Genomic DNA, 19,470 nt, shown 5'->3' with positions numbered 1-19,470 from the left:
TCATTACATCATTAATAGACCGGGCACTTCTATGTTAGGCCAGCATTATGTTATAATTTTAAATTAGCAAAGTATAAAAATAATTGTTGAACAATAGAGGACGTGAAAACAGCATGACAAAGGGGAACCATAACTCACCGGACTTAAAATCCGGCAAGGGTTCTAAGGATTATTCGAAATATTTTGATTTTAGTGATGCAAAGGTAATTAGTGAAGAGGAAGGTAAGGTTACTTACCGGATTAAAGGAAGAAATGTGCAAATTAATAGCCAGCCTGACTATAAAGAAGGAAAACGGCGCGGCAAGGAAGAAATAGAAGTGCATTATGATTTCGAGATTCCTGAAGAGATGCAGAATTTCGGAGTGGGCAAATATTATCATATAACGACTTATGGCTGCCAAATGAATGAGCATGACACGGAAACGATGAAGGGCCTATTGGAACAGATGGGCTACCGCAGTGTCGCTGACCGGAATGACGCGGATCTCATTTTGCTGAATACTTGTGCGATTCGGGAGAACGCCGAGGATAAGGTATTTGGAGAGCTAGGACATCTTAAGAACCTGAAGATCGAGAAGCCGGGTCTGTTGTTAGGGGTATGCGGTTGCATGTCCCAAGAGGAAGGCGTAGTCAACCGGATTATGTCAAAGCATGGCTTCGTGGATATGATCTTCGGTACGCATAATATTCACAGGTTGCCACACCTCATTAAAGAAGCGGTATTTAGTAAAGAGCTTGTGGTTGAGGTATGGTCCAAAGAAGGCGACATTATTGAGAACTTGCCGAAGAAGCGGGAAGGCATGCGCGCTTGGGTGAACATTATGTATGGTTGTGATAAGTTCTGCACGTATTGCATCGTACCGTTTACACGCGGTAAAGAACGCAGTCGTCGTCCAGAGGACGTTATCGCTGAGGTGAGAGAGCTTGCGCGCCAAGGCTTCAAGGAAGTAACGCTATTGGGGCAGAACGTAAATGCTTACGGTAAAGATTTTACGGATATTGATTACACCTTCGGTAACCTGATGGATGATATGCGTCTGATTGATATTCCGCGCATTCGCTTCATGACATCGCATCCACGAGATTTTGACGATAAATTGATTGAGGTTTTAGGCAAAGGCGGCAACTTGGTGGAGCATATCCATCTGCCGGTTCAATCGGGAAGTACTGCTGTTCTTAAGAAAATGAGCCGTAAATATACCCGGGAAGCTTATCTGGAATTAGTACGCAAGATTAAGATAAGTGTGCCGAATGCTGTATTAAGTACCGATATTATCGTTGGTTTCCCTGGGGAGACTGATGAGCAATTTGAAGATACCCTATCGCTTGTGCGTGAGGTTGGGTATGATATGGCATATACGTTCATTTATTCTCCACGTGAGGGCACACCAGCAGCGGCGATGGAAGATAATGTACCGATGTCGGTGAAGAGTGAACGTCTGCAAAGATTAAATGATCTCATCAAAGAGAACAGCCGGATCATTAATGACCGGATGCTGGGTGAAGTTGTAGAGGTGCTGGTTGAAGGGGAGAGTAAGAATAACTCCGAAGTCCTTTCCGGCCGTTCCCGCGCTAACAAGCTGGTCCATTTTGAAGGTCCTAAGGAGCTTATCGGCACATTTGTAAACGTGAGAATTACAGATACCAAAACATGGTACATTAAAGGGGATATTGTGGTGGAGGCCGCAGCTGTTCATTAATCACATACGAATGGGGAGATGACTAATGAGTACAGAAGAACAACAGTTGAATAAATATGGAATGAAAACTTATAATACCCGTGATCTGATCGTTCGCGAGGATATTATGGGCAAAGCTAAAGAACTAGCATCATTAATCTCAACCAGTGAAGAGGTACGCCATTTTCAGCAGGCTGAGCAAAAAATTCTTAATCACGAGCGTGTGCAAGGACTGATTGCGACCATTAAGAAAAAACAAAAAGAAATCGTGGCCTTCGAAAGCTTCAATAATAAAGATATGGTCGCCAAAATTGAACGTGAAATTGAAGTGCTGCAAGATGAGATCGACGGTATTCCAGTCGTGAACGAATTTCAGCAAAGCCAGAGCGACATTAATTATTTGCTTCAGCTGGTAATTTCCGTGATTAGAGATACCGTTTCGGAAAAAATAAATGTGGAAGCCGGCACTGAAGCGCCTCCGACCACATGCGGATAACCCACACTCAGTTCAGGGGGCGGATGCAGATCCGTCCCTTTATTTCAATATAAGAGGTAGAAGTGAAGTACATGAACATACATAATCCTTATAATTCAACGACAACGTCGTTTCTCATATAGTCTTTTTTGTAGGATAATGTAAAATAATGGAATTCATCTGTTGATTTATGAAGAACATGTTTGGTACATTTAAAGATACGAATAAGTAAAACTACAGCTTCGGAAAAGGATGGGGCAATTATGAGCGACAATGGGGAATTAACCTATAACGCCAAAAAATATCGTACACCGGATGGTGTTCCGGCCGACATTGTAATGTTTACACTTACCAAACGCGAGCGGAAGACGGTCACCAAGACGCTGCCTTTACGTGAGTTGAAGGTAATGTTAATTAGAAGGAAAAAATGGCCATGTGCAGGCATGTGGGCTCTACCAGGCGGATTCTGTCAGGAAGATGAGTCTATATATGATGCTGCAACTCGTGAGCTGAAAGAAGAGACCGGTGTCGATGGAGGTCACTTAGAATATCTTGGGGTTTATAGTACACCTGGCCGCGACCCTCGGGGATGGATTATCAGCCATGCCTTTTTCGCCTTAGTAGAAGAGTGGATGCTGGAGCAAAGACAAGCTTCCGACGATGCGGGTGAAGTGGGTTTATTTACGTTACAGGAAGCGTTAGAAGAACTGGAGCTCGCTTTTGACCACCATGAAATCATCAAGGATGCATACGTACGTATCCAACAGCAAATGCTGCAGACAACGATAGCAAGACAGTTTTTGCCTAGGCATTTTACGCTAAGTGAGCTTTATCAGGTGATTCAGACAGTAGTGCCGGAATTTAAAGAGCCAAATTTTATTCGTAAAATCACGTCAACACGCAGCCGTCAGGGTATATTAAAAGAAGTGAGAGATGAAGAGGGCAATGCACTCAGCTCCAATCAATACTCACAACGCCCGGCTCAGCTGTATATGTTTACAGATCACGAGCCATTGTTGTCCATTTATACGTAGTGTCTTAAATCAGGGGAGGGACGATTCTCATGAGAGCACTAATAGTAATTGACTTTACCAATGATTTTGTCGATGGGAATTTACCGGTTGGGCAGCCTGCAATCGATATCGAGCCAAGAATCAGCCAATTAACGTCTGAGTTTGTCCAAAATGGCGATTATGTTGTAATGGCTGTGGATTTACATGAAGACAATGATCCTTATCATCCCGAGAGTAAACTGTTTCCACCTCACAATGTACGAGGGACTAGAGGGCGGGAGCTTTATGGAAGTTTGAAAACTGTTTATGAAGCTGACCAGGATTCCATCTATTGGATGGACAAAACTCGATATAGCGCTTTTAGTGGAACTGATCTGGAGATTAAGCTGCGGGAACGTGGCATTACTGACCTTCATTTGATTGGCGTATGTACAGATATATGTGTTTTGCACACTGCGGTGGATGCATATAACAAAGGTTTTACTATTACTGTGCACGAAGATGCGGTCGCCAGCTTCAACGCGGATGGACATAAATGGGCACTAAATCATTTCCGGGGAAGTTTAGGAGCAGACGTTGTTAAGGCATAATACTATAAAAAACATACACATACAGCAACGTGGATATTAGGAGATGAGGACTTGAAGAGAGAACTTGCGCTACATACAGATAAATATCAGATCAATATGATGTATGCTCACTGGGTGAATGGAAGCCATAAGCGAAAAGCTGTATTTGAAGCTTATTTCCGCAAATTGCCTTTCGGAAACGGCTATGCCGTGTTCGCAGGATTAGAGCGTATCGTGGGGTACATCGGCGGCTTGCGTTTCACCGAAGATGATATCCGTTACTTGTCGGAGCAAGAAGAAAATTACGCTCCTGCTTTTTTGGAAGAATTGCTGCAATTTCATTTTCAGGGCAACGTTTATTCGATGAAAGAAGGGGCGTTGATTTTCCCGGATGAACCACTAATCCGTGTGGAAGGGACGATCATGGAAGCGCAGCTGGTGGAGACCGCTATTCTGAACTTCATGAACTACCAGACGCTGATCGCTACGAAGGCTTCCCGAATCAAGCAGGTAGCTCCGAATGATATTCTGCTGGAGTTTGGTACCCGGCGGGCACAAGAAGCGGATGCGGCGGTCTGGGGCGCTAGAGCGGCCTATATCGGTGGCTTTGATGCAACCTCCAACATGCTGGCAGGTAAAATGTTTGGCATCCCTACCAAAGGTACACATGCTCATTCTTGGGTTCAGAGCTTCAGCAGTGAGCAGGAAGCTTTTGATGCTTATGCCAAGGTGATGCCTGATGAAGTTACACTATTAGTTGATACCTTCGATACGTTGCGCAGTGGTGTGCCGAATGCGATTAGAACCGCCAAAAAGCTTGAAGCTCAAGGTAAAAAGATGATCGGTATCCGTTTAGACAGCGGTGACTTGGCCTATCTATCCCGGCAGGCACGGAATATGCTGGATGAAGCGGGGCTCGATTATGTGAAGATTGTGGCGTCCAACGATCTGGATGAGAATACAATCATGGATCTGAAGCTGCAAGGTGCAGCCATCGACACATGGGGTGTAGGCACACAATTGATTACGGCTTCGGATCAACCCTCTTTGGGTGGAGTTTATAAGCTGGTAGAAATTGAGTCCGCTACTGGAGAAATGGTACCGACAATCAAGATTTCTTCTAACCCTGAAAAAGTATCCACACCAGGCAGCAAGGACGTATTCCGGATTATCGGGAAAAATGGCAAAGCGCTAGCAGATTATATCTGCTTCCCGGAAGAGGAAGCTCCACGTAACGGCGGTCGGGTGAAGCTGTTTAATCCGCTGCATCCATACATGCACAAGTATGTGGAGCGTTATGAAGCGCTGCCTATGCTTGAGCCGATTTACGTGAACGGCTTCCAGGTCTATACTTTGCCGGATCTGAATGAAGTTCGCCGTTACCATCGGGAGCAGAAGGATCTGTTCTGGCCGGAATATCTGCGTAAGCTCAATCCAGAGGTATACCGGGTGAATCTGAGTGAGAAGGTCTGGACCAGCAAGCAACAATTGATCGCGGAGCATATTCAGCCGGAGATAGAGTAGGTTTTGTAGTTTCGATGGAAAGAAGCACGGGAAGATTAGATTCCCGTGCTTTTTTGCGTTTGGGTGAAGCCGACGTTTGGGTGAAGCCGATGTTTGGATGAAGCTGATGTTTGGTGAAGCTTGCGTTTGTTAACTTTGATCGCCGCGAGTTTATTTTCTGAAAGTATATAAGAGAGCTTGTCTGCGTATATCTGTTTTGGCTTTTGTTGTATTTTTTGCAACAGAACACTACTTAAAGTACATCGAGAAATTACCATACCCCCAAAAGAATTAGTAAATCCCTTAAAATGAGGCGAATCCGGTGCGAGGAGGCAAATCAACGGTATAAATCCCGCAGAATAAGGCGCATCCGGTGCGAGGAGGCAAATCAACGGTATAATTCCTGCAGAATGAGGCGAATCCGGTGCGAGTGGGAAAATCAACGGTATAAATCCCGCAGAATGAGGCGAATCCGGTGCGATTAGGTAAATCAACGGTATAAATCCCGTAGAATGAGGCGAATCCGGTGTGAGTGAGCAAATCAACGGTATAAATCCCGCAGAATGAGGCGAATCCAGTACGAGGAGGCAAATCAACGGTATAATTCCCGTAGAATGAGGCGCATCCGGTGTGAGTGAGCAAATCAACGGTATAAATCCCGCAAAATGAGGCGCATCCGGTGTGAGTAGGTAAATCAACGGTATATATACCGCAGAATGAGGCGAATCCGGTGCGAGTAGGCAAATCAACGGTATAAATCCCGTAGAATGAGGCGCATCCGGTGTGAGTAGGTAAATCAACGGTATAAAACCCGCAGAATGAGGCGCATCCGGTGCGAGTGAGCAAATCAACGGTCCCATAAGAAAAGGTGTATCCCCGTTCTACGCGATCGCGAAGAATAATGGATACACCTTTTCTCATGTAAGTGCGAGATATATAGTTTAGTTCTTCTTTCGGAATTTAGCGAATGACCAGATGGTAAGCATCAGCAGGAAGCCCAGACATGTGCCTATGCTGATCCGGTTCTGAGTGTCGAAAAGGAAGGAAATCGTGATAACCGACAAACAGATAAGCGTCAAAATCGTAATATAAGGGAAACCCCACACTTTAAAGCTTGGCTCTTTAGGATAGGTTTTCCGCAGCTTAAGCTGTGATAGGCAGATGCTGATCCATACCAAGCTTACTACGAAGCCGGGAACAGCCATCAGCAGCCGGAAAAGTCCATCCTGTGCGAAGTACGCTAACATAGAACCAACAAAAAGAACTATAGCGCAAAGTTTAAGACTGTTGATCGGCACACCTTTTGCTGAGGTCTTTGCTAAGCTACGTGGAGCTTCACCCTGTGAAGCCAAAGAGTGCAACATCCGTGTGGCGCCGTAGATACCAGAGTTAGCAGCAGAGAGCACAGCCGTAATCAGTATGAAGTTCATAACATGGTCAGCACCCTTAAGTCCTGTAGCTGCTAATACCTGCACAAAGGGGCTGGTATGCTCGTTAAGCTGATTCCAAGGAATTAACCCACAGATGATCAGAATTGGAATGGTGTAGAACAGAATAACACGCAAAATGAAGCTTTTGACAACTCTAGGCAACACTTTTTCTGCATCTTGAGTTTCTGTTAAAGTTAGTCCAATCAGCTCAGATCCGCCGTAGGAGAACATGACGACCAGAAGGGCAGAGAAGATAGGTGTCCAGCCTTGTGGGAATAATCCGCCATAATCCGTAAAATTACTTAAATAGGGGGTCCCTTCAGACATAGGCAATAGCCCAAACAATAATGCAGCTCCCAGAATAATAAAGATGATAATCATAGCTATTTTGATTCCTGCTAACCAAAACTCCGTCTCTCCATAACCGCTTACACTCATCATATTGATGCCAATAATTAAAGCACCACTTGCTAGACTCAGTAGCCATAATGGAACATCCGGTAACCAGTACTGCAAGAAGCTTCCTGCCGCCAGCACTTCGATCACGCAGACAGTCAACCACATGAAGCAATATAGCCAACCCACGATAAAGGAGAGCCGTTCTCCAAAAGCCTCGCGGATGAATTCCTTCATATTTTTGTTCGGGTATACCGTGGCCATTTCGGCAATTGCACCCATAACGACTAGTAGCAGCAAGCCTGCCAATACATAGGAGAGAACAACCCCTGGTCCAGCAATGCTTATCGTCTCAGAGCTTCCTTTAAAAATCCCCGTACCGATTACGCCGCCCATCGCCATAAAGCTGATATGCCGTGGAAGCAATTTTTTCTGTAATGATGCTTCGTTTGACTTCACATTTAATGCCTCCTAAGTAGGTTCAAAAAATTACACCAAGAATCAGTTTATCCTGAAATGGACTAGTTGAAAAGTATAAATGATACACATTTGTAGAAATAGAGGTGATTTTTCATCGGTGTGTGATATTTATCATGAAGAATGTGATAAATTCCTCTTATAGAATAAGACAAAATCAATGATTTACCCACATAATCCCCACACTTATATATCTTTCATGAGCATATCGAACTTTTCTGACGCTTCTTTTTTCCTTTTTTTTGTTACATGTAAGTAAATGCGTCTTGTTACTGCGGCATTGCTGTGACCTAGTCTTTCTTGGATCGTCTCGATATCTATTCCAATTTCAGCCAATAAAGAGACATGAGTATGACGCAAACTATGAGGCGTTAGGTTCGAAGGCAATTTTGCAAGTTCCAAATAATCTTTAAACCTCTTGTCCAATGAAATGATGTTCAAAGGGTATCCAGGCAAGTTTTTATTATTAACAAACACAAAGTCATCTTTATCGTAGTATTCGTTTCTCCGAGACATCTTGAATTCGTTACGCCATGCTAATTGATTTTCCAATACCGATAAAACATTTGGTGTTATATCAATTTCTCGACGAGAGGACTTTGTCTTAGGCGTGTTTAAGGAAAATTCAGTTGCTTTACCCTTCATGTAAATGGTCTTGGTTATAGAAATATAGCCCTCAGTCTTATTAATATCTTTCGCCTTTAATGCAGCTAATTCACCGATTCGCATGCCTGTATATGCCAATAAAAAGAAGAGGTTGTAATCCTGCGTTTCACCTTGGATCTTAATAACGGTCAAAAGTTTAGACAATTCATCACGCTCTAGATAATGAGGAAGATCAGTTTTGTTTTCCAAATCTTCAACAGTTTCAGTGTATGCAGGGAGTTCAGAGCCATTTGTGGGATTGTTTTTAATTACTCCTAGCTCAACAGCTTTCTTAAAAAGCATCTTGCAAGTTGTGTTTAAGAGGGAGATTGAATTCTTTGCTGCTCCTTTCTTTTTTTGATCATCAAGCATTTTTTGGTAATCTAATTTTGTAATGTCTCCAATTTTTTTAGTTCCAAAATATGGGGAACACTTTTTTAATTCCCATCTCCTAATATCAACAGTAGAATTTTTCACTTTTCCAGGAGCTGCATACATTAGTAACCACTCATCAGCAAAAGCATCAAATAAAATATCCTTTTCTTCGAAGTAAACACCATTGAGAAGCTCGGCCTTAATCCGAATTCCTGCCTCATATGCTTCTTTGGCTGTAGGAAAACTAGGCGTTTCCTTTTGTTTTCTTCCCGATTTACTTGTACTTTGAATACTGTAACGATAAGTGAACCGTCCATTTTTTTCGCGAACCCCTGGGTACTTAACAGGTTCTTTTGCTTTTCTGGCCATTTTTAAATTCACCCCTTTCAAGAACGGAAATTAATATTTAACGTTTGGCGGAGACATATACCACACCAATTTACCCATGATTCTGAGACTGTCCAGTTCTGGAGACGTAAAGTTTTGAGCAACATGATCCGGATTATAACTATCAGGCTCAAGGACAACCGTGTTATGTAATTTGAAGAATCGTTTTAGGGTAGCTTCATATCCGTTTACTTGCACAGCTACAACATCGCCATTCACAACGTCCTCACCATTGTAAGGATCAATGAGCGCGTAAGCGCCATTAGGGACAACTTTGTTCATACTATCCCCGTTAACTCGGAGAAGGAATGCAGTAGGATACCAGCTTCCTATTTCTTCAGGGATTTCTATGTATTCTTCTACTGGGATAGCTTCAAGAGGCAAACCAGCTGCAATTGAACCATATAGCGGAACTAAAACGGAAGTACCCTTTACAGGAATGGCTTCTTTAGGAAGAACTGTTTTTTTATATTGATCGTCAACGAAAATTAGGGGATTTACTTGAAATAGATCAGCAATATCTTTTAGCTTCGGTAATTTTGGGGACAAATCTCCGTTTTTCCAACGTCCTATAGTTGAGCGATTAACGTTTAACCGTCTCGCTAATTCTGCGTCTGTATAGTTACTTTTGCTAACCAACTCTGAAAAGACTTTACTAAATATGTCCATTTTTTGATACCTCCTGAAATAAATATACAACAGTAATACTTATTTGGCAACAAAATCGTTGCGAAAAATATCATAAACGATAAAATGAATAATTAATGTTGCAAAACCGCAACGTTTGTATTACGATTGAAACACGCTAGGAGGTGAAGACATGGAAGCGAAACAGACCCGATACGCCGAATTAGCTTATATTAGGAGAGTGTTGATAAAAGTTCCTGTTCAAGAAATGGCTGATTTACTTGGGGTCAACAAAGAAACTTATCTGAGGTCAGAAAGAGGGGATAGGGATATCACTCTTGAAGAAGCTGTCAAAATTGCGCATAAGTTCAAGATGACTCTTGAAGAGGTATTCCCAAAATTTTTTAATCAAAATGTTGCGATTTAGCAACAAAAGGAGTACTAATATGGAACTCACAAATTTACCGGAAATTTGTACACCTGAACAAATTGCTGAATATCTAGGCGTCACTCGCAACACTGTCTATCGTTGGTGTAAAGAAGGGGATATTCCAAGCATCAAGGTTCGTAAAGTGCGTCGTATCCAAAAGTCAACTTTGATTCACTGGATTGCCGAACAAGAGAGGGCAAGCTGCAGTTCTCAGGTGTAGCCCTCTATCCGCCATCATAACCACATCATAGGGTTTTATACCTGAAAGGAGTTACCCCATGAGTAATAAGAAAAGTAGATACACTGATTTGGCAACAATATTTCAAAACTGTTTGAATCGTGGCTGTACGCCAGAGCAAATACAAGACTTCGCAGACCGCACTCGTCGTAACTGGTTAGATAATCCAAGTATGTTAGCACTCATAGATGACTTAGAAGTAAGGTATATAGCTTCTCTAGGTGAAGGTAAGGAGGTTTAGTTACGTGACAGTAATCATATGCAGCACAGTCAGATGCCCTTACCCCACTTGCGGTCATACAGGTGAAGTAATCACAGTTAATCATTGCCGCACAGCTCATAACATGGAGCGTAAAGTGTTGTTCGGAAAATACGGCAAGCCGCAAAGTATCGGATACGATCCTCAAGCCGCAAACAAGAATCTAGAAGGACACACGCCAATTCAGCGATTAAATATCGGATACCCTAGCGACTCCAATAACGCGAAAGATAGGAGATCAGCTAGGAGTAAAGGGAGGTAGGGATTTATGCATAAACAAATTGTTAAGGAGCCAGTTACAATTGACAGCCGTGAAGTAGCAGACATGATGGGTAAACGTCATGATCATCTTTTATCAGACATTCGGAGATATGCAGAGATTTTGGACTCCCAAGATCTCGGGAGTCATCAATTCTTCATTCCAAGCCATTATCTCAATGCACAGAACAAAGAACAGCCTAATTACCTCTTGACTCGTAAAGGTTGCGATATGGTAGCCAATAAAATGACAGGAGAAAAGGGTGTGCTCTTCACAGCTGCTTATGTGACTAAATTCGAAGCTATGGAAGAAAAGACCAAGAATCCATTCGCTGGGGCTAGTAAAGAATTACAAGCAATTCTGATGCTGGATATTCGAACTAAAGAAATGGAAGATCGGGTAGAGCATTTAGAAAACCGCACAACGATTGATTACGGGCAGCAACGAACACTAAAAAAGGCAGGGAACAAGCGAGTTTTAGAAATCGTGGGTGGAAAGAAATCAGCAGCCTATAAGGATAGCAGCCTTCGGACGCAAGTATATTCAGCGCTGTGGAATGAATTCACTGAGTTCTTTGAGATCAATTCATATAACAACACATTCATTAAAGATTACGATCGTGCGCTTCACTACGTTCCACATTGGAATCCACCCAACAACCTAATGAGACAGATTGAACAAGCAAATGGTCAAATGTTGTTTTGAACTCATCAAGAATAGGAGGGATCTTATGGACAAGCATACAATTGTTGCAGATCTTCGCGAAGAGGTTGCATTTTGGAAGACAATTGAAGATGATGCGTTGTTACGAGGTGGCGAGATTGATTTCAGTATCTATTTATTTGCTGCTAGAATTCGGCGCGGATGTCAGGATCAGCTACTGAAAGTCTGGGATGAAATTGCATTAAATGAGTTTAGAAATAACCGATCAAATGAAAATCAGCCCACCGGGTTAGGAGCCGGTAGGCTGAACACGAACATAACAAATATAATTACGGTCAGTTTATCAAATGTTGGAGGAAAAAGCAATGCAAGCTAAAGATTGGAATTTACCTATGGTAGATGTAACTGGACGAAAATATGAGGTTACAATCCAATCTACAAGCTTATTTAATGCAGTTTTATCTATGCATAAACGCCAACCCTATGCCGATCCCATCCTTGATGGGATGGATTTCACGGCTCAAGAACGTGCAGTAATAGACCAATCTAAATATGTAAAGGACATGCGAGAAGAGTCGCTAGGTCTTGTTTTAAAAGTGATGAATTATCCGGAATGGATGAGAACTCCAGAACAAAGGAGAAGAGACTTTTTAGAGCGTCAGATAACCCGTGAGAAAGTAACTTCAGGCTGGACCAACGGTAATTTTAACTGTCTAGCCTGCGAGACAGTTATTCCTGAAGGGCAGGTACATCTAACAGCCCATGGCGGTCATATCTGTAATTATCATTGCTTCGGTAACAAATTAATAAGAGATCGAGTGAAATCAGATGGACATTGATATTAAGCAGTATATCAAGGAAATCAGAAAATTGCGTGCTCAGGCTGACGCATACGATGACAATGCTCCTGGAGCAATCATGGAAAAAATACGGCTGCTTACAGCTGCTCACATGCTTATTGGACGAGTATCGGCTGTTAGAGACGGTGAGCATGCTCGTATCTATGCAGCCCGTAAAATAGCTTATGCCAAAGCTAGAAAGGAAGCAAAGCGGGGAGAGAAAGAGATAGCCGGCGATCTTGCTATTGAGGACTTGCGAATGGTTGAGGCTACAGCTCTTGAAGAAAAGATGATGTGGAAGAATGAGTTTTCTTCTCTCCGTGAGTACATTTATGAACTCAGATTAAGAGTACGTGTTGATATGAACACATTAGGAGGTGGGGATTAATGAAAGACGAATCTGCCATGAAGGTTTTAGAAGCAACGGCTATTAGGAGACGGTTGAGAACACTATACGCCGAACATAAAAAAGGTTCGAAGCTTACTCAGAAACGAAAAAATAAAATAGAAAAAGAAATTTTTGAGTTGCAACAAAAAATGAAATCTCTTAATAAAACCTACCAGCCTAAACTTAAGCTTCTTAATCCTAAAACTCTGCACAAACAAAGATCACTTGGAAATTGTATTAACCCTAAGTGTCGGAAAAAGATACCAATCGGACAAGCAGTTGTTAAATACGGTCATAAGGGGTTGTGCTGCGATTATAAGTGTCTGATTGGTGCGATGAATGGAAGCTAAGGAAAGGGGTCTGACATCATGGCAAGGCCATTAAAAGAAGGCCTAGACTATTTCCCATTGGATATTGATTTTGATCAGGATGATAAATTAGTTGTCCCAATAGCTAAATATGGAATGCAGGGACTCGGAGTTATCGTAAAAATTATGATGAATATTTATCGCAATGGATATTTTTATCCCTGGGAGGAGCGTGAACACTATGCCCTTTCCAGTAAGGTTAATGCTGACATTAACACTGTAAAAGAGATCGTAAATGAATGCATAAACTGGGGATTCTTCAATGAAAATGTATACAAAAATTACAAGGTGTTGACATCAAGAGGGTTCCAGAAAAGATATATTGAGGCAGCAAAAAGACGTAAAGAAGTAACTTTATTTGAAGGTCATTTACTCATTGATCCGTTAGAAGAAAGTAAGAAAGTATCACACTCAATCGTGATCGTCAGTGCTGAAAGTACACCAGTTAATGTTTACATTAATCCCGACAAACAAGGGAAAATGTCAGCAGAAAGTACACAAAGTAAAGTAAAGGAAAGTAAAGGAGAGGAAAGTAAAGAAAAAGAAAGTGAAATAAAACCAATAGAGATAGAGGTGCCTCTGCCAGTTAATCCGTTCCGGATGTTTGAAGCTGAAGGGTTTGGCACAATCAGTTCTGTGATATCTGATCAGCTTAATGACTTTATAAATGACTATGGCGAAAGATGGCTTTGCGAGGCTATGCGTACTTCGATAATTGCTGGCAAGCGAAATCTTAGTTATGTTCGTGCCATTCTAAAACGATGGAAATCCGAAGGCATAGACGAGCCATGGACAAAGGAGAAAGAACTACGAAGCAATCCTTCTAGTAATAGTTATAGGAATGGGCGGGGTGGGCAAAGTGGGAAACCACAAATTGAAATTACTAAGAACCCCGTTGCTCCTCCTACACAAGAAGAAATCGAACTTCATGAGAAGTCCATGGCTGAGCTTCTTGATAAAAGAAAACGAGCTGAGGAGGAGAAAAGACGTTGAAATTTCTAAACTGGAAGACTGACACCGAGCTTCTGCAGATAATCAACAATGACTCTCTAGATTATGACATACGCATTCACGCCACCATGGAACTTATAGCCAGAGAAAAAATAAAAAAGCTCATAATGGTGCTCGTCGATCGTAGACGTTCAGAGGTGTGGTGATTATGACTGCTGCTGAACGCCGGGAGAAATACTTGCTAAATGAATTCGATAGAATCTTTGAATCCTTGGAATATCGACTTTTTGAACATTTGGCAGCAGCTGACCATATCGTAGCTAAAATTATTTCAGAGGCATCAACTGCAGGTGTTGGGTTATCAACTAGTCAAAAAGTTGTACGGGCAAAGATTGAGGACATGATTGACCAAATAGCTGAAAAACATGAATTAGAAACTCCAAAAAGAGCGAGGAAAGATTCGAAATGACACATTATGAGGTTGGTAAGAAATACAAAAAGATCGTAACAGTTGCAAAAATGCATGAGGATGCCCCGAGCGTACTAATGATTGATGACATGCGTTATGTACTTGATCCACCAACCACTCCAAGAAAGGGTGAACAAGATGGCTCAAGGAAATAGAGGAGCAGCATTTGAAAACTTAATCAATTACACGAATGAATCCTATGAGAGTAGAGAATTGGCCGTTATCAATAAGCGTTCAACGCCAGTAAAGGTAACAAGAAGTAAAGGAACAAAGGCACTCGCTGGATTCTTTGAGGCAAAATCAACTGTTGACTATGATGGAATTTATCGTGGAAGAGCTATTTTTTTCGAAGCTAAGTCAATCCAAGAGCTTGATAGATTTGACCTAAAAAAGGTTGAGGATCATCAGTACGAGCATCTAGAGAAGTGTCATAAGTTCGGAGCTCTATGCTTCGTACTAGTCGAGTTTAGAAAACAACGTAAAACATACCTTTTACCCTTCACAGCATTACGTGCATACAAGGTTGAGGCTTCCAGGGGCGGACGCAAAAGCATGACATTGGATAACTTCGAGATTGACGCATTTGAAGTTAGGACAGGCCGTGTTCCTCTTGATTATTTGGCTGCAGTAGATAAAATCTGGTTTGCGGAAACGGCATAGACCCCGAGTATGATAGGGGATCGGGCACCTCCATAGCTAAAAATCGAACTGGTGTACCCATATATATAAATTTTAGATAATGGAGGATTTAAATATGAGTAAAGAAATTAACTTTAATAATCTAGCTGAGGGTGCTGTCGGCGAACGTCTGAACATTGAAATGCAAAAACTGGCCGCTAACGTTTTGGACCCAAACACTAATTGGAAGAACGTTCGCAAGTTAACGCTGACCATTGCAATAAAGCCTAATGAAAAGCGAGAGATAGGGTCTGTTGATATTGATGTGAAAACAGCATTGGCACCAGCGAAGGGCGTATCAACAACAATTATCTTCGGAATGGATAACGAAGGTAAAGCGCAGGCAGCGGAACTTGTGTCCGGCGTTAAGGATCAGATGATGATCGATAATGACGGGGATGTAGCTGACGATAGAGGTAACAAAGTTAATCAAGTAGAGCAAAAGGAAAGTAATGTAGTTAATTTCAAATAATCTATTTATCCCTTAGGAGGAATCATTCATGTTAAAAGAAGCATTTCAATATATCGTCGGGCTTGGTAATAAAGGAATTATACCAGTCGGAGGGCAAACTTATGCTACCGGAAATTTGGAATTAGTCGCGGAGGCAACTACAACAACCCTCAAGGTTCGCAATTTATCCGGAATCGTAGAATACATCCAAAATGATTATGACCAGCAACCTCCGATGTTAGTTCATATCGAAAGCCCAACAGAAGTTAGGGTCTTGAGTACATTTAACCGGGACAAGCGTCGTAACGTACTTGTCCAAGCCGAAGCGTTGTTACCAAGTATTCCCTTCAAGAGTTTTTTATCAGTCGAAGAATTCAATATCCTCCTGCAATCATGCTTTGTTCAGAGCGCGGATCGCGACACTCTGCTAAAAGTAGTAGGGAATATCAAAGAAGATAACGTGAAAACCACTGGAGATGATGGTATCTCCCAAAGTGTTACCGCGAAAACAGGTATCACAGCGGTAGCAGATGTTAAAGTCCCTAATCCAGTGACGTTAAAACCGTTCCGCACCTTTGTTGAGATTTCACAACCAACTTGTGATTTTGTCTTCCGCATGCAGGATGGTCCACGAGCTGCGTTGTTTGAAGCAGATGGAGGTGCTTGGAAGTTGCAGGCAATGGCAGACATCAAAGAATATTTAATGCAATCACTTAAAGAAGATATTGAATCTGGAAGAGTATTCATTATCGCTTAACAAAACATACTGGGGCGGCTTCGGCTGCCCCATCTTAAAAGGAGTGATCCTAATTGCCAAACGGAAAAGGATACTTCACTAAAAATGAAATGATGGATACCGGAGCATCGTGTTTTATTCCTGATGCTACTGGTTCATTAACGGGCAGATGGTACGGATCACAATAGTATTAACCCGTAAACGTTGCGCTGATCTGGGCGCACCAGTTAAAGATCGCGAAGATCCAGTGGCCTTTATTTATCGAGTAGAAATCAAAGATGATTACAGGTACGTACCTTTTTACCATAGACAAGCTCACGAAATTAATCGAAAGAAAACAAACTACTTAGAAGAAAGAGTACTTCTACGGAGAGCAAACGAGGAGGTGGGTAAATGTGACCCATCAAACATTTTGGAAGCCTAAGAAAGAAGAGAAACCTAAGAAGACAAACAGCCTAGGGCAGCGCAAGAAGGAGAAGAAAGAGGTATCTCCTTTGAAGCAAAAGATATTTGCAGATCACAAGCCAGGGAAGAACACGGCAGATAGAGGTGAATTTCTTCCTTCGATAGTAAAAGAGTTGATTGATGAAACCGACGGTATTTGCCAACATTGCTTATCAGTTCCTGGGACAACAACCCATCATGTATGGCCGCGTGGGCGTGGTAGGAAAGGGAGAGGAGTCAAGACAAACGGAATTCGCTTCTGTGGACCTTGCCACGACATCGTGCAAACCACTCCGGAATTACTACAATACTGGATTGATGTGTTTCGGGAACGGCACGGTGAATACTTCTGGTTTGATGAACAAGATTGGGACGAACACAATCACAAACTAAATAAGCAGATGGAACTAGAGAAGGTAAAAGAAGAACGATTGCAGCAGATTGAACCTATTGTAGATCTAATCGCAACGGCAGCTGGTAGGGATCTTCGAGTAAAGGAAATTAGATTACTGGAGTCTTTAGAAACTAAGGACTTAAATACCTTTACTGGAATGTTTACTGATGCTCTTAATGGCTATGCTGCTCAGGGATCTTACCATCCTAATGACCGATTTGAAGATTAAATAATTCATATAACAACGAGAGGTGATTATTTTAATGACCGAAACAGAACGGCGTAGACACTTCCAGAGGATTAAATCCCTGAGTAACGATAAGTTTTGGCGCTACATGAATGTACTGCATACCCGAGCTTATACCAAGGCAGAAAACCATTATCAAGAGGCTATGGATATCGTATTAACACCAAAGCAGAAAGCAGCAGTAATTGCTAAGGCTAATGAGATTCGAGAGTTATGGGATGGCATGCCATCAATCACGTTAGATGCTACAGAGGATGCAGAAATGCGGGAGCTGGGAGTTTAAAACAAATTCGGGCATAGCCCATAAGGAGAGATAAACGAAATGGCAAAACAACCTAAGTTCAAGAAATCGGGGCTGAAACCGGAAGACCAAGTAATGATGCATTCATGCTATGAAGCTCGGAAGGAAAAATATAAGGATAAGGTTTGGACGGTGAAATCGGAGCCGTGGGATCTGTGCGGATCGGAAGTAGTGTTGCTTGAAGGTTTTAGTGGTGGGTTTGCTACTGAATATCTGAAGAAGGTAGAGGGTTAACCACCCTCTACCTCCCCGAATAATAAAACATATAGTTGAGTCCAACAAAAAACAGAATTAATAGAGCAATTGTCACTATACCAAGCCAGATAAGTACCTTGCGATTCATCAATGATCACCTCATGAAATTTTCATAATTATACCATAAGGAGGCATAACCAGTATGAGCAGAGCCATTAAGTTTCGCGGTAAGTCGAAAGAAACAGGCCAATGGGTGTTTGGATGTTTGGTGCAGGTAAGTAGTGCCGGATCTTTGGCAATAGCCACTCTAGATAATAAAGGGCACCTTATGCTGCATGAAATCATCAAGGGGACTGAGGGGCAGTACAGCGGCATAAATGACCGGAATGACCTTGAGATCTATGAGAGAGATATATGTAAAGCCGAAGAAATGTTATTTCCCCTTTCTGGTACTAGGACAGGGATCGTGAAGTTTTATGATGGTTCGTTTCTGCTTGAAAATATGGACGGCAAGGACGGAGACTACTTGTTTAGCGAAACAGCTGAAACTACGATCATCGGAAACATTCACGACAATCCGGAATTGCTCGGAGAAGGGGCGGCGAATGCATGAGCGAAGCAGGAAAAGTTTTCTTACCCAGCATGACACCAGAACAGCTTGCATTGCTCAAATCAGATATAAAAGCTGAAATCCTAAGAGACCTAACTAAACAAGATTTAAGAGTGAGCCACTCTGCGGCAAAGAGTCCTTTAGCTGATCTATACGCTAAGTATAAAGGCCCATTATATGAAAAATTCGGCGTTGGTGTATGGGCGCAAGTATGGGAGGCGATACGCAAACTGGCAACATTCCGGGCTGGGCATAGATATATCCGAGAACTACTTCCAAGCGAAGAAGTGGAAGCAGCAGAATTTGCAGAAGGGCTATTAATTCAATTACTTGGTGAGGGGGAATCTCAATGCAGACACCAGAACAGATAGAAGGTTTAAAAAGAATAGCTGAAGACGGAAAAACTGTATTTGGAAGCAATGTTGTGAAATTGTTGCTGGCTGCCCTAGAAGAGTCACAACAACGTATTGGGAAACTCGAACTGTATATTAAGTCACTTGAATTCAACCGCGAGGATACTCAAAAACGTGCTAATGAGAAGTTAAGAGAACGCGACACTAAGTTAGCAGAGGCACAGCAGACCATAGCCCGGCACGAAGAAGCGTTAAACGGGATTATTGCTTACAGCACAGATAAAAACGCAGTAGATATTGCGAGTGAATCAATGGGATACCCAGAAGATGAAAACGAAGAAAAAAAATGCGGATATTGTACGGGCAGACCATTAGTTGATAGAAAGCCTTTAATGAAAAGTCAATTAAGTGATTATAGTGTGTTTATCAATAGTGCGAATTACTTGGAGGATAGCGTGATTGGTGGAAGTGTACCACATTCGTTATACGGGGTAAGGATAAAATTCTGCCCTGTATGTGGTAAGGAGTTGGGTAAGTCATGACACAGTGCCCACGATGTGGATTTGAAACTGAGAACACGATACCGGATGCCAAAGGTAAGGAAGAAGGATACCTTTGCAA

The 19,470-nt window shown here is 42.2% G+C and carries 31 protein-coding genes; 27 read left to right on the top strand and 4 right to left on the bottom strand.

Features of this window, described 5'->3' with window-relative positions; translation table 11 throughout:
• Nucleotides 1–113: 113 nt before the first annotated feature.
• The 5 genes from miaB to NST40_RS18285 all read left to right on the top strand — a co-directional run bounded on the left by miaB (nucleotide 114) and on the right by NST40_RS18285 (nucleotide 5,260).
• Nucleotides 114–1,700 carry a tRNA (N6-isopentenyl adenosine(37)-C2)-methylthiotransferase MiaB gene (miaB, locus tag NST40_RS18305; protein WP_038571650.1) on the top strand — a complete coding sequence of 529 codons (1,587 nt, stop codon included), beginning with the start codon at nucleotides 114–116 and terminating at the stop codon, nucleotides 1,698–1,700.
• A 25-nt stretch (nucleotides 1,701–1,725) separates the two neighbouring features.
• The gene (locus NST40_RS18300; RefSeq protein ID WP_076128288.1) at nucleotides 1,726–2,175 is read left to right on the top strand and encodes a YlbF family regulator; all 450 of its coding nucleotides are present in this window, start codon (nucleotides 1,726–1,728) and stop codon (nucleotides 2,173–2,175) included.
• A gap of 242 nt (nucleotides 2,176–2,417) precedes the next feature.
• A complete protein-coding gene (locus tag NST40_RS18295) occupies nucleotides 2,418–3,188 on the top strand; it encodes an NUDIX domain-containing protein (RefSeq protein ID WP_036688055.1) in 771 nt (256 codons plus the stop codon).
• Between the two features lie 29 nt (nucleotides 3,189–3,217).
• Complete coding sequence (locus tag NST40_RS18290) at nucleotides 3,218–3,757, top strand: isochorismatase family cysteine hydrolase (protein WP_076194688.1); 540 nt, start codon at nucleotides 3,218–3,220, stop codon at nucleotides 3,755–3,757.
• 51 nt (nucleotides 3,758–3,808) lie between these two features.
• Nucleotides 3,809–5,260: a nicotinate phosphoribosyltransferase gene (locus NST40_RS18285; RefSeq protein WP_076128292.1), complete on the top strand. Its 1,452-nt coding sequence runs from the start codon at nucleotides 3,809–3,811 to the stop codon at nucleotides 5,258–5,260.
• A gap of 282 nt (nucleotides 5,261–5,542) precedes the next feature.
• Here NST40_RS18285 and NST40_RS18280 read toward each other — a convergent pair whose 3' ends face one another.
• The 4 genes from NST40_RS18280 to NST40_RS18265 form a co-directional block, all read right to left on the bottom strand.
• A complete protein-coding gene (locus NST40_RS18280) occupies nucleotides 5,543–6,160 on the bottom strand; it encodes a hypothetical protein (RefSeq protein WP_342409859.1) in 618 nt (205 codons plus the stop codon).
• Nucleotides 6,161–6,180: 20 nt separating this feature from the next.
• Nucleotides 6,181–7,524, bottom strand: coding sequence for an amino acid permease (locus NST40_RS18275; RefSeq protein WP_036688050.1), 1,344 nt, complete (start codon nucleotides 7,522–7,524; stop codon nucleotides 6,181–6,183).
• Between the two features lie 204 nt (nucleotides 7,525–7,728).
• A complete protein-coding gene (locus NST40_RS18270) occupies nucleotides 7,729–8,931 on the bottom strand; it encodes a tyrosine-type recombinase/integrase (RefSeq protein ID WP_342409858.1) in 1,203 nt (400 codons plus the stop codon).
• 30 nt (nucleotides 8,932–8,961) lie between these two features.
• The gene (locus NST40_RS18265; RefSeq protein WP_076306106.1) at nucleotides 8,962–9,618 is read right to left on the bottom strand and encodes an XRE family transcriptional regulator; all 657 of its coding nucleotides are present in this window, start codon (nucleotides 9,616–9,618) and stop codon (nucleotides 8,962–8,964) included.
• A gap of 151 nt (nucleotides 9,619–9,769) precedes the next feature.
• On the opposite strand from NST40_RS18265, the gene NST40_RS18260 reads away from it, so the two are divergent.
• From NST40_RS18260 to NST40_RS18155, 22 genes are all read left to right on the top strand, one after another.
• Complete coding sequence (locus tag NST40_RS18260) at nucleotides 9,770–10,003, top strand: helix-turn-helix domain-containing protein (RefSeq protein ID WP_076306105.1); 234 nt, start codon at nucleotides 9,770–9,772, stop codon at nucleotides 10,001–10,003.
• A 19-nt stretch (nucleotides 10,004–10,022) separates the two neighbouring features.
• Nucleotides 10,023–10,226: a helix-turn-helix domain-containing protein gene (locus NST40_RS18255; RefSeq protein WP_076306104.1), complete on the top strand. Its 204-nt coding sequence runs from the start codon at nucleotides 10,023–10,025 to the stop codon at nucleotides 10,224–10,226.
• A gap of 58 nt (nucleotides 10,227–10,284) precedes the next feature.
• Entirely contained in the window at nucleotides 10,285–10,485 is a 201-nt protein-coding gene (locus NST40_RS18250; RefSeq protein ID WP_342409857.1) for a hypothetical protein, read from the top strand.
• 4 nt (nucleotides 10,486–10,489) lie between these two features.
• The gene (locus tag NST40_RS18245) at nucleotides 10,490–10,765 is read left to right on the top strand and encodes a hypothetical protein (RefSeq protein WP_342409856.1); all 276 of its coding nucleotides are present in this window, start codon (nucleotides 10,490–10,492) and stop codon (nucleotides 10,763–10,765) included.
• A 6-nt stretch (nucleotides 10,766–10,771) separates the two neighbouring features.
• Nucleotides 10,772–11,467, top strand: coding sequence for a Rha family transcriptional regulator (locus NST40_RS18240; protein WP_036684323.1), 696 nt, complete (start codon nucleotides 10,772–10,774; stop codon nucleotides 11,465–11,467).
• 25 nt (nucleotides 11,468–11,492) lie between these two features.
• The gene (locus NST40_RS18235; RefSeq protein ID WP_036684320.1) at nucleotides 11,493–11,801 is read left to right on the top strand and encodes a hypothetical protein; all 309 of its coding nucleotides are present in this window, start codon (nucleotides 11,493–11,495) and stop codon (nucleotides 11,799–11,801) included.
• Entirely contained in the window at nucleotides 11,791–12,264 is a 474-nt protein-coding gene (locus NST40_RS18230) for a hypothetical protein (protein WP_036684317.1), read from the top strand. Before NST40_RS18235 ends, NST40_RS18230 begins: the two co-directional genes overlap by 11 nt.
• Complete coding sequence (locus NST40_RS18225; RefSeq protein WP_342409855.1) at nucleotides 12,254–12,652, top strand: hypothetical protein; 399 nt, start codon at nucleotides 12,254–12,256, stop codon at nucleotides 12,650–12,652. Before NST40_RS18230 ends, NST40_RS18225 begins: the two co-directional genes overlap by 11 nt.
• A complete protein-coding gene (locus tag NST40_RS18220; RefSeq protein WP_076144253.1) occupies nucleotides 12,652–13,002 on the top strand; it encodes a hypothetical protein in 351 nt (116 codons plus the stop codon). The genes NST40_RS18225 and NST40_RS18220 overlap by 1 nt, the downstream gene beginning before the upstream one ends.
• 18 nt (nucleotides 13,003–13,020) lie before the next feature.
• Nucleotides 13,021–14,013 carry a Lin1244/Lin1753 domain-containing protein gene (locus NST40_RS18215; protein ID WP_339246800.1) on the top strand — a complete coding sequence of 331 codons (993 nt, stop codon included), beginning with the start codon at nucleotides 13,021–13,023 and terminating at the stop codon, nucleotides 14,011–14,013.
• The gene (locus tag NST40_RS18210) at nucleotides 14,010–14,177 is read left to right on the top strand and encodes a hypothetical protein (protein ID WP_155986576.1); all 168 of its coding nucleotides are present in this window, start codon (nucleotides 14,010–14,012) and stop codon (nucleotides 14,175–14,177) included. The genes NST40_RS18215 and NST40_RS18210 overlap by 4 nt, the downstream gene beginning before the upstream one ends.
• A gap of 2 nt (nucleotides 14,178–14,179) precedes the next feature.
• Entirely contained in the window at nucleotides 14,180–14,440 is a 261-nt protein-coding gene (locus tag NST40_RS18205) for a hypothetical protein (RefSeq protein WP_342409854.1), read from the top strand.
• Nucleotides 14,437–14,595 carry a hypothetical protein gene (locus tag NST40_RS18200; protein WP_342409853.1) on the top strand — a complete coding sequence of 53 codons (159 nt, stop codon included), beginning with the start codon at nucleotides 14,437–14,439 and terminating at the stop codon, nucleotides 14,593–14,595. The genes NST40_RS18205 and NST40_RS18200 overlap by 4 nt, the downstream gene beginning before the upstream one ends.
• Nucleotides 14,579–15,100 carry a Holliday junction resolvase RecU gene (locus NST40_RS18195; RefSeq protein WP_342409852.1) on the top strand — a complete coding sequence of 174 codons (522 nt, stop codon included), beginning with the start codon at nucleotides 14,579–14,581 and terminating at the stop codon, nucleotides 15,098–15,100. Before NST40_RS18200 ends, NST40_RS18195 begins: the two co-directional genes overlap by 17 nt.
• A gap of 94 nt (nucleotides 15,101–15,194) precedes the next feature.
• Nucleotides 15,195–15,590: a replication terminator protein gene (locus NST40_RS18190; RefSeq protein WP_339246806.1), complete on the top strand. Its 396-nt coding sequence runs from the start codon at nucleotides 15,195–15,197 to the stop codon at nucleotides 15,588–15,590.
• Nucleotides 15,591–15,618: 28 nt separating this feature from the next.
• On the top strand, nucleotides 15,619–16,326 hold the full coding sequence (locus NST40_RS18185) for a hypothetical protein (protein ID WP_342409851.1): 708 nt from the start codon (nucleotides 15,619–15,621) through the stop codon (nucleotides 16,324–16,326).
• A 374-nt stretch (nucleotides 16,327–16,700) separates the two neighbouring features.
• Nucleotides 16,701–17,372 (top strand): HNH endonuclease, encoded by a 672-nt coding sequence (locus NST40_RS18180; protein ID WP_342409850.1) that lies wholly within the window; start codon nucleotides 16,701–16,703, stop codon nucleotides 17,370–17,372.
• 34 nt (nucleotides 17,373–17,406) lie between these two features.
• Complete coding sequence (locus NST40_RS18175; RefSeq protein ID WP_076219416.1) at nucleotides 17,407–17,673, top strand: hypothetical protein; 267 nt, start codon at nucleotides 17,407–17,409, stop codon at nucleotides 17,671–17,673.
• A gap of 39 nt (nucleotides 17,674–17,712) precedes the next feature.
• The gene (locus NST40_RS18170; protein ID WP_076144269.1) at nucleotides 17,713–17,925 is read left to right on the top strand and encodes a hypothetical protein; all 213 of its coding nucleotides are present in this window, start codon (nucleotides 17,713–17,715) and stop codon (nucleotides 17,923–17,925) included.
• A gap of 163 nt (nucleotides 17,926–18,088) precedes the next feature.
• Nucleotides 18,089–18,499 carry a YopX family protein gene (locus NST40_RS18165; protein ID WP_342409849.1) on the top strand — a complete coding sequence of 137 codons (411 nt, stop codon included), beginning with the start codon at nucleotides 18,089–18,091 and terminating at the stop codon, nucleotides 18,497–18,499.
• Nucleotides 18,496–18,867, top strand: a complete 372-nt coding sequence (locus tag NST40_RS18160; RefSeq protein ID WP_342409848.1) for a hypothetical protein — start codon at nucleotides 18,496–18,498, stop codon at nucleotides 18,865–18,867. Before NST40_RS18165 ends, NST40_RS18160 begins: the two co-directional genes overlap by 4 nt.
• A complete protein-coding gene (locus tag NST40_RS18155; RefSeq protein ID WP_342409847.1) occupies nucleotides 18,846–19,391 on the top strand; it encodes a hypothetical protein in 546 nt (181 codons plus the stop codon). Before NST40_RS18160 ends, NST40_RS18155 begins: the two co-directional genes overlap by 22 nt.
• The last annotated feature ends 79 nt before the right edge of the window (nucleotides 19,392–19,470 follow it).

Origin of the sequence: Paenibacillus sp. FSL R10-2778, from assembly GCF_038593035.1 — a bacterium.
GTDB lineage: Bacteria > Bacillota > Bacilli > Paenibacillales > Paenibacillaceae > Paenibacillus_AQ > Paenibacillus_AQ odorifer.
This window is presented reverse-complemented; position numbering and strand designations above follow the sequence as displayed.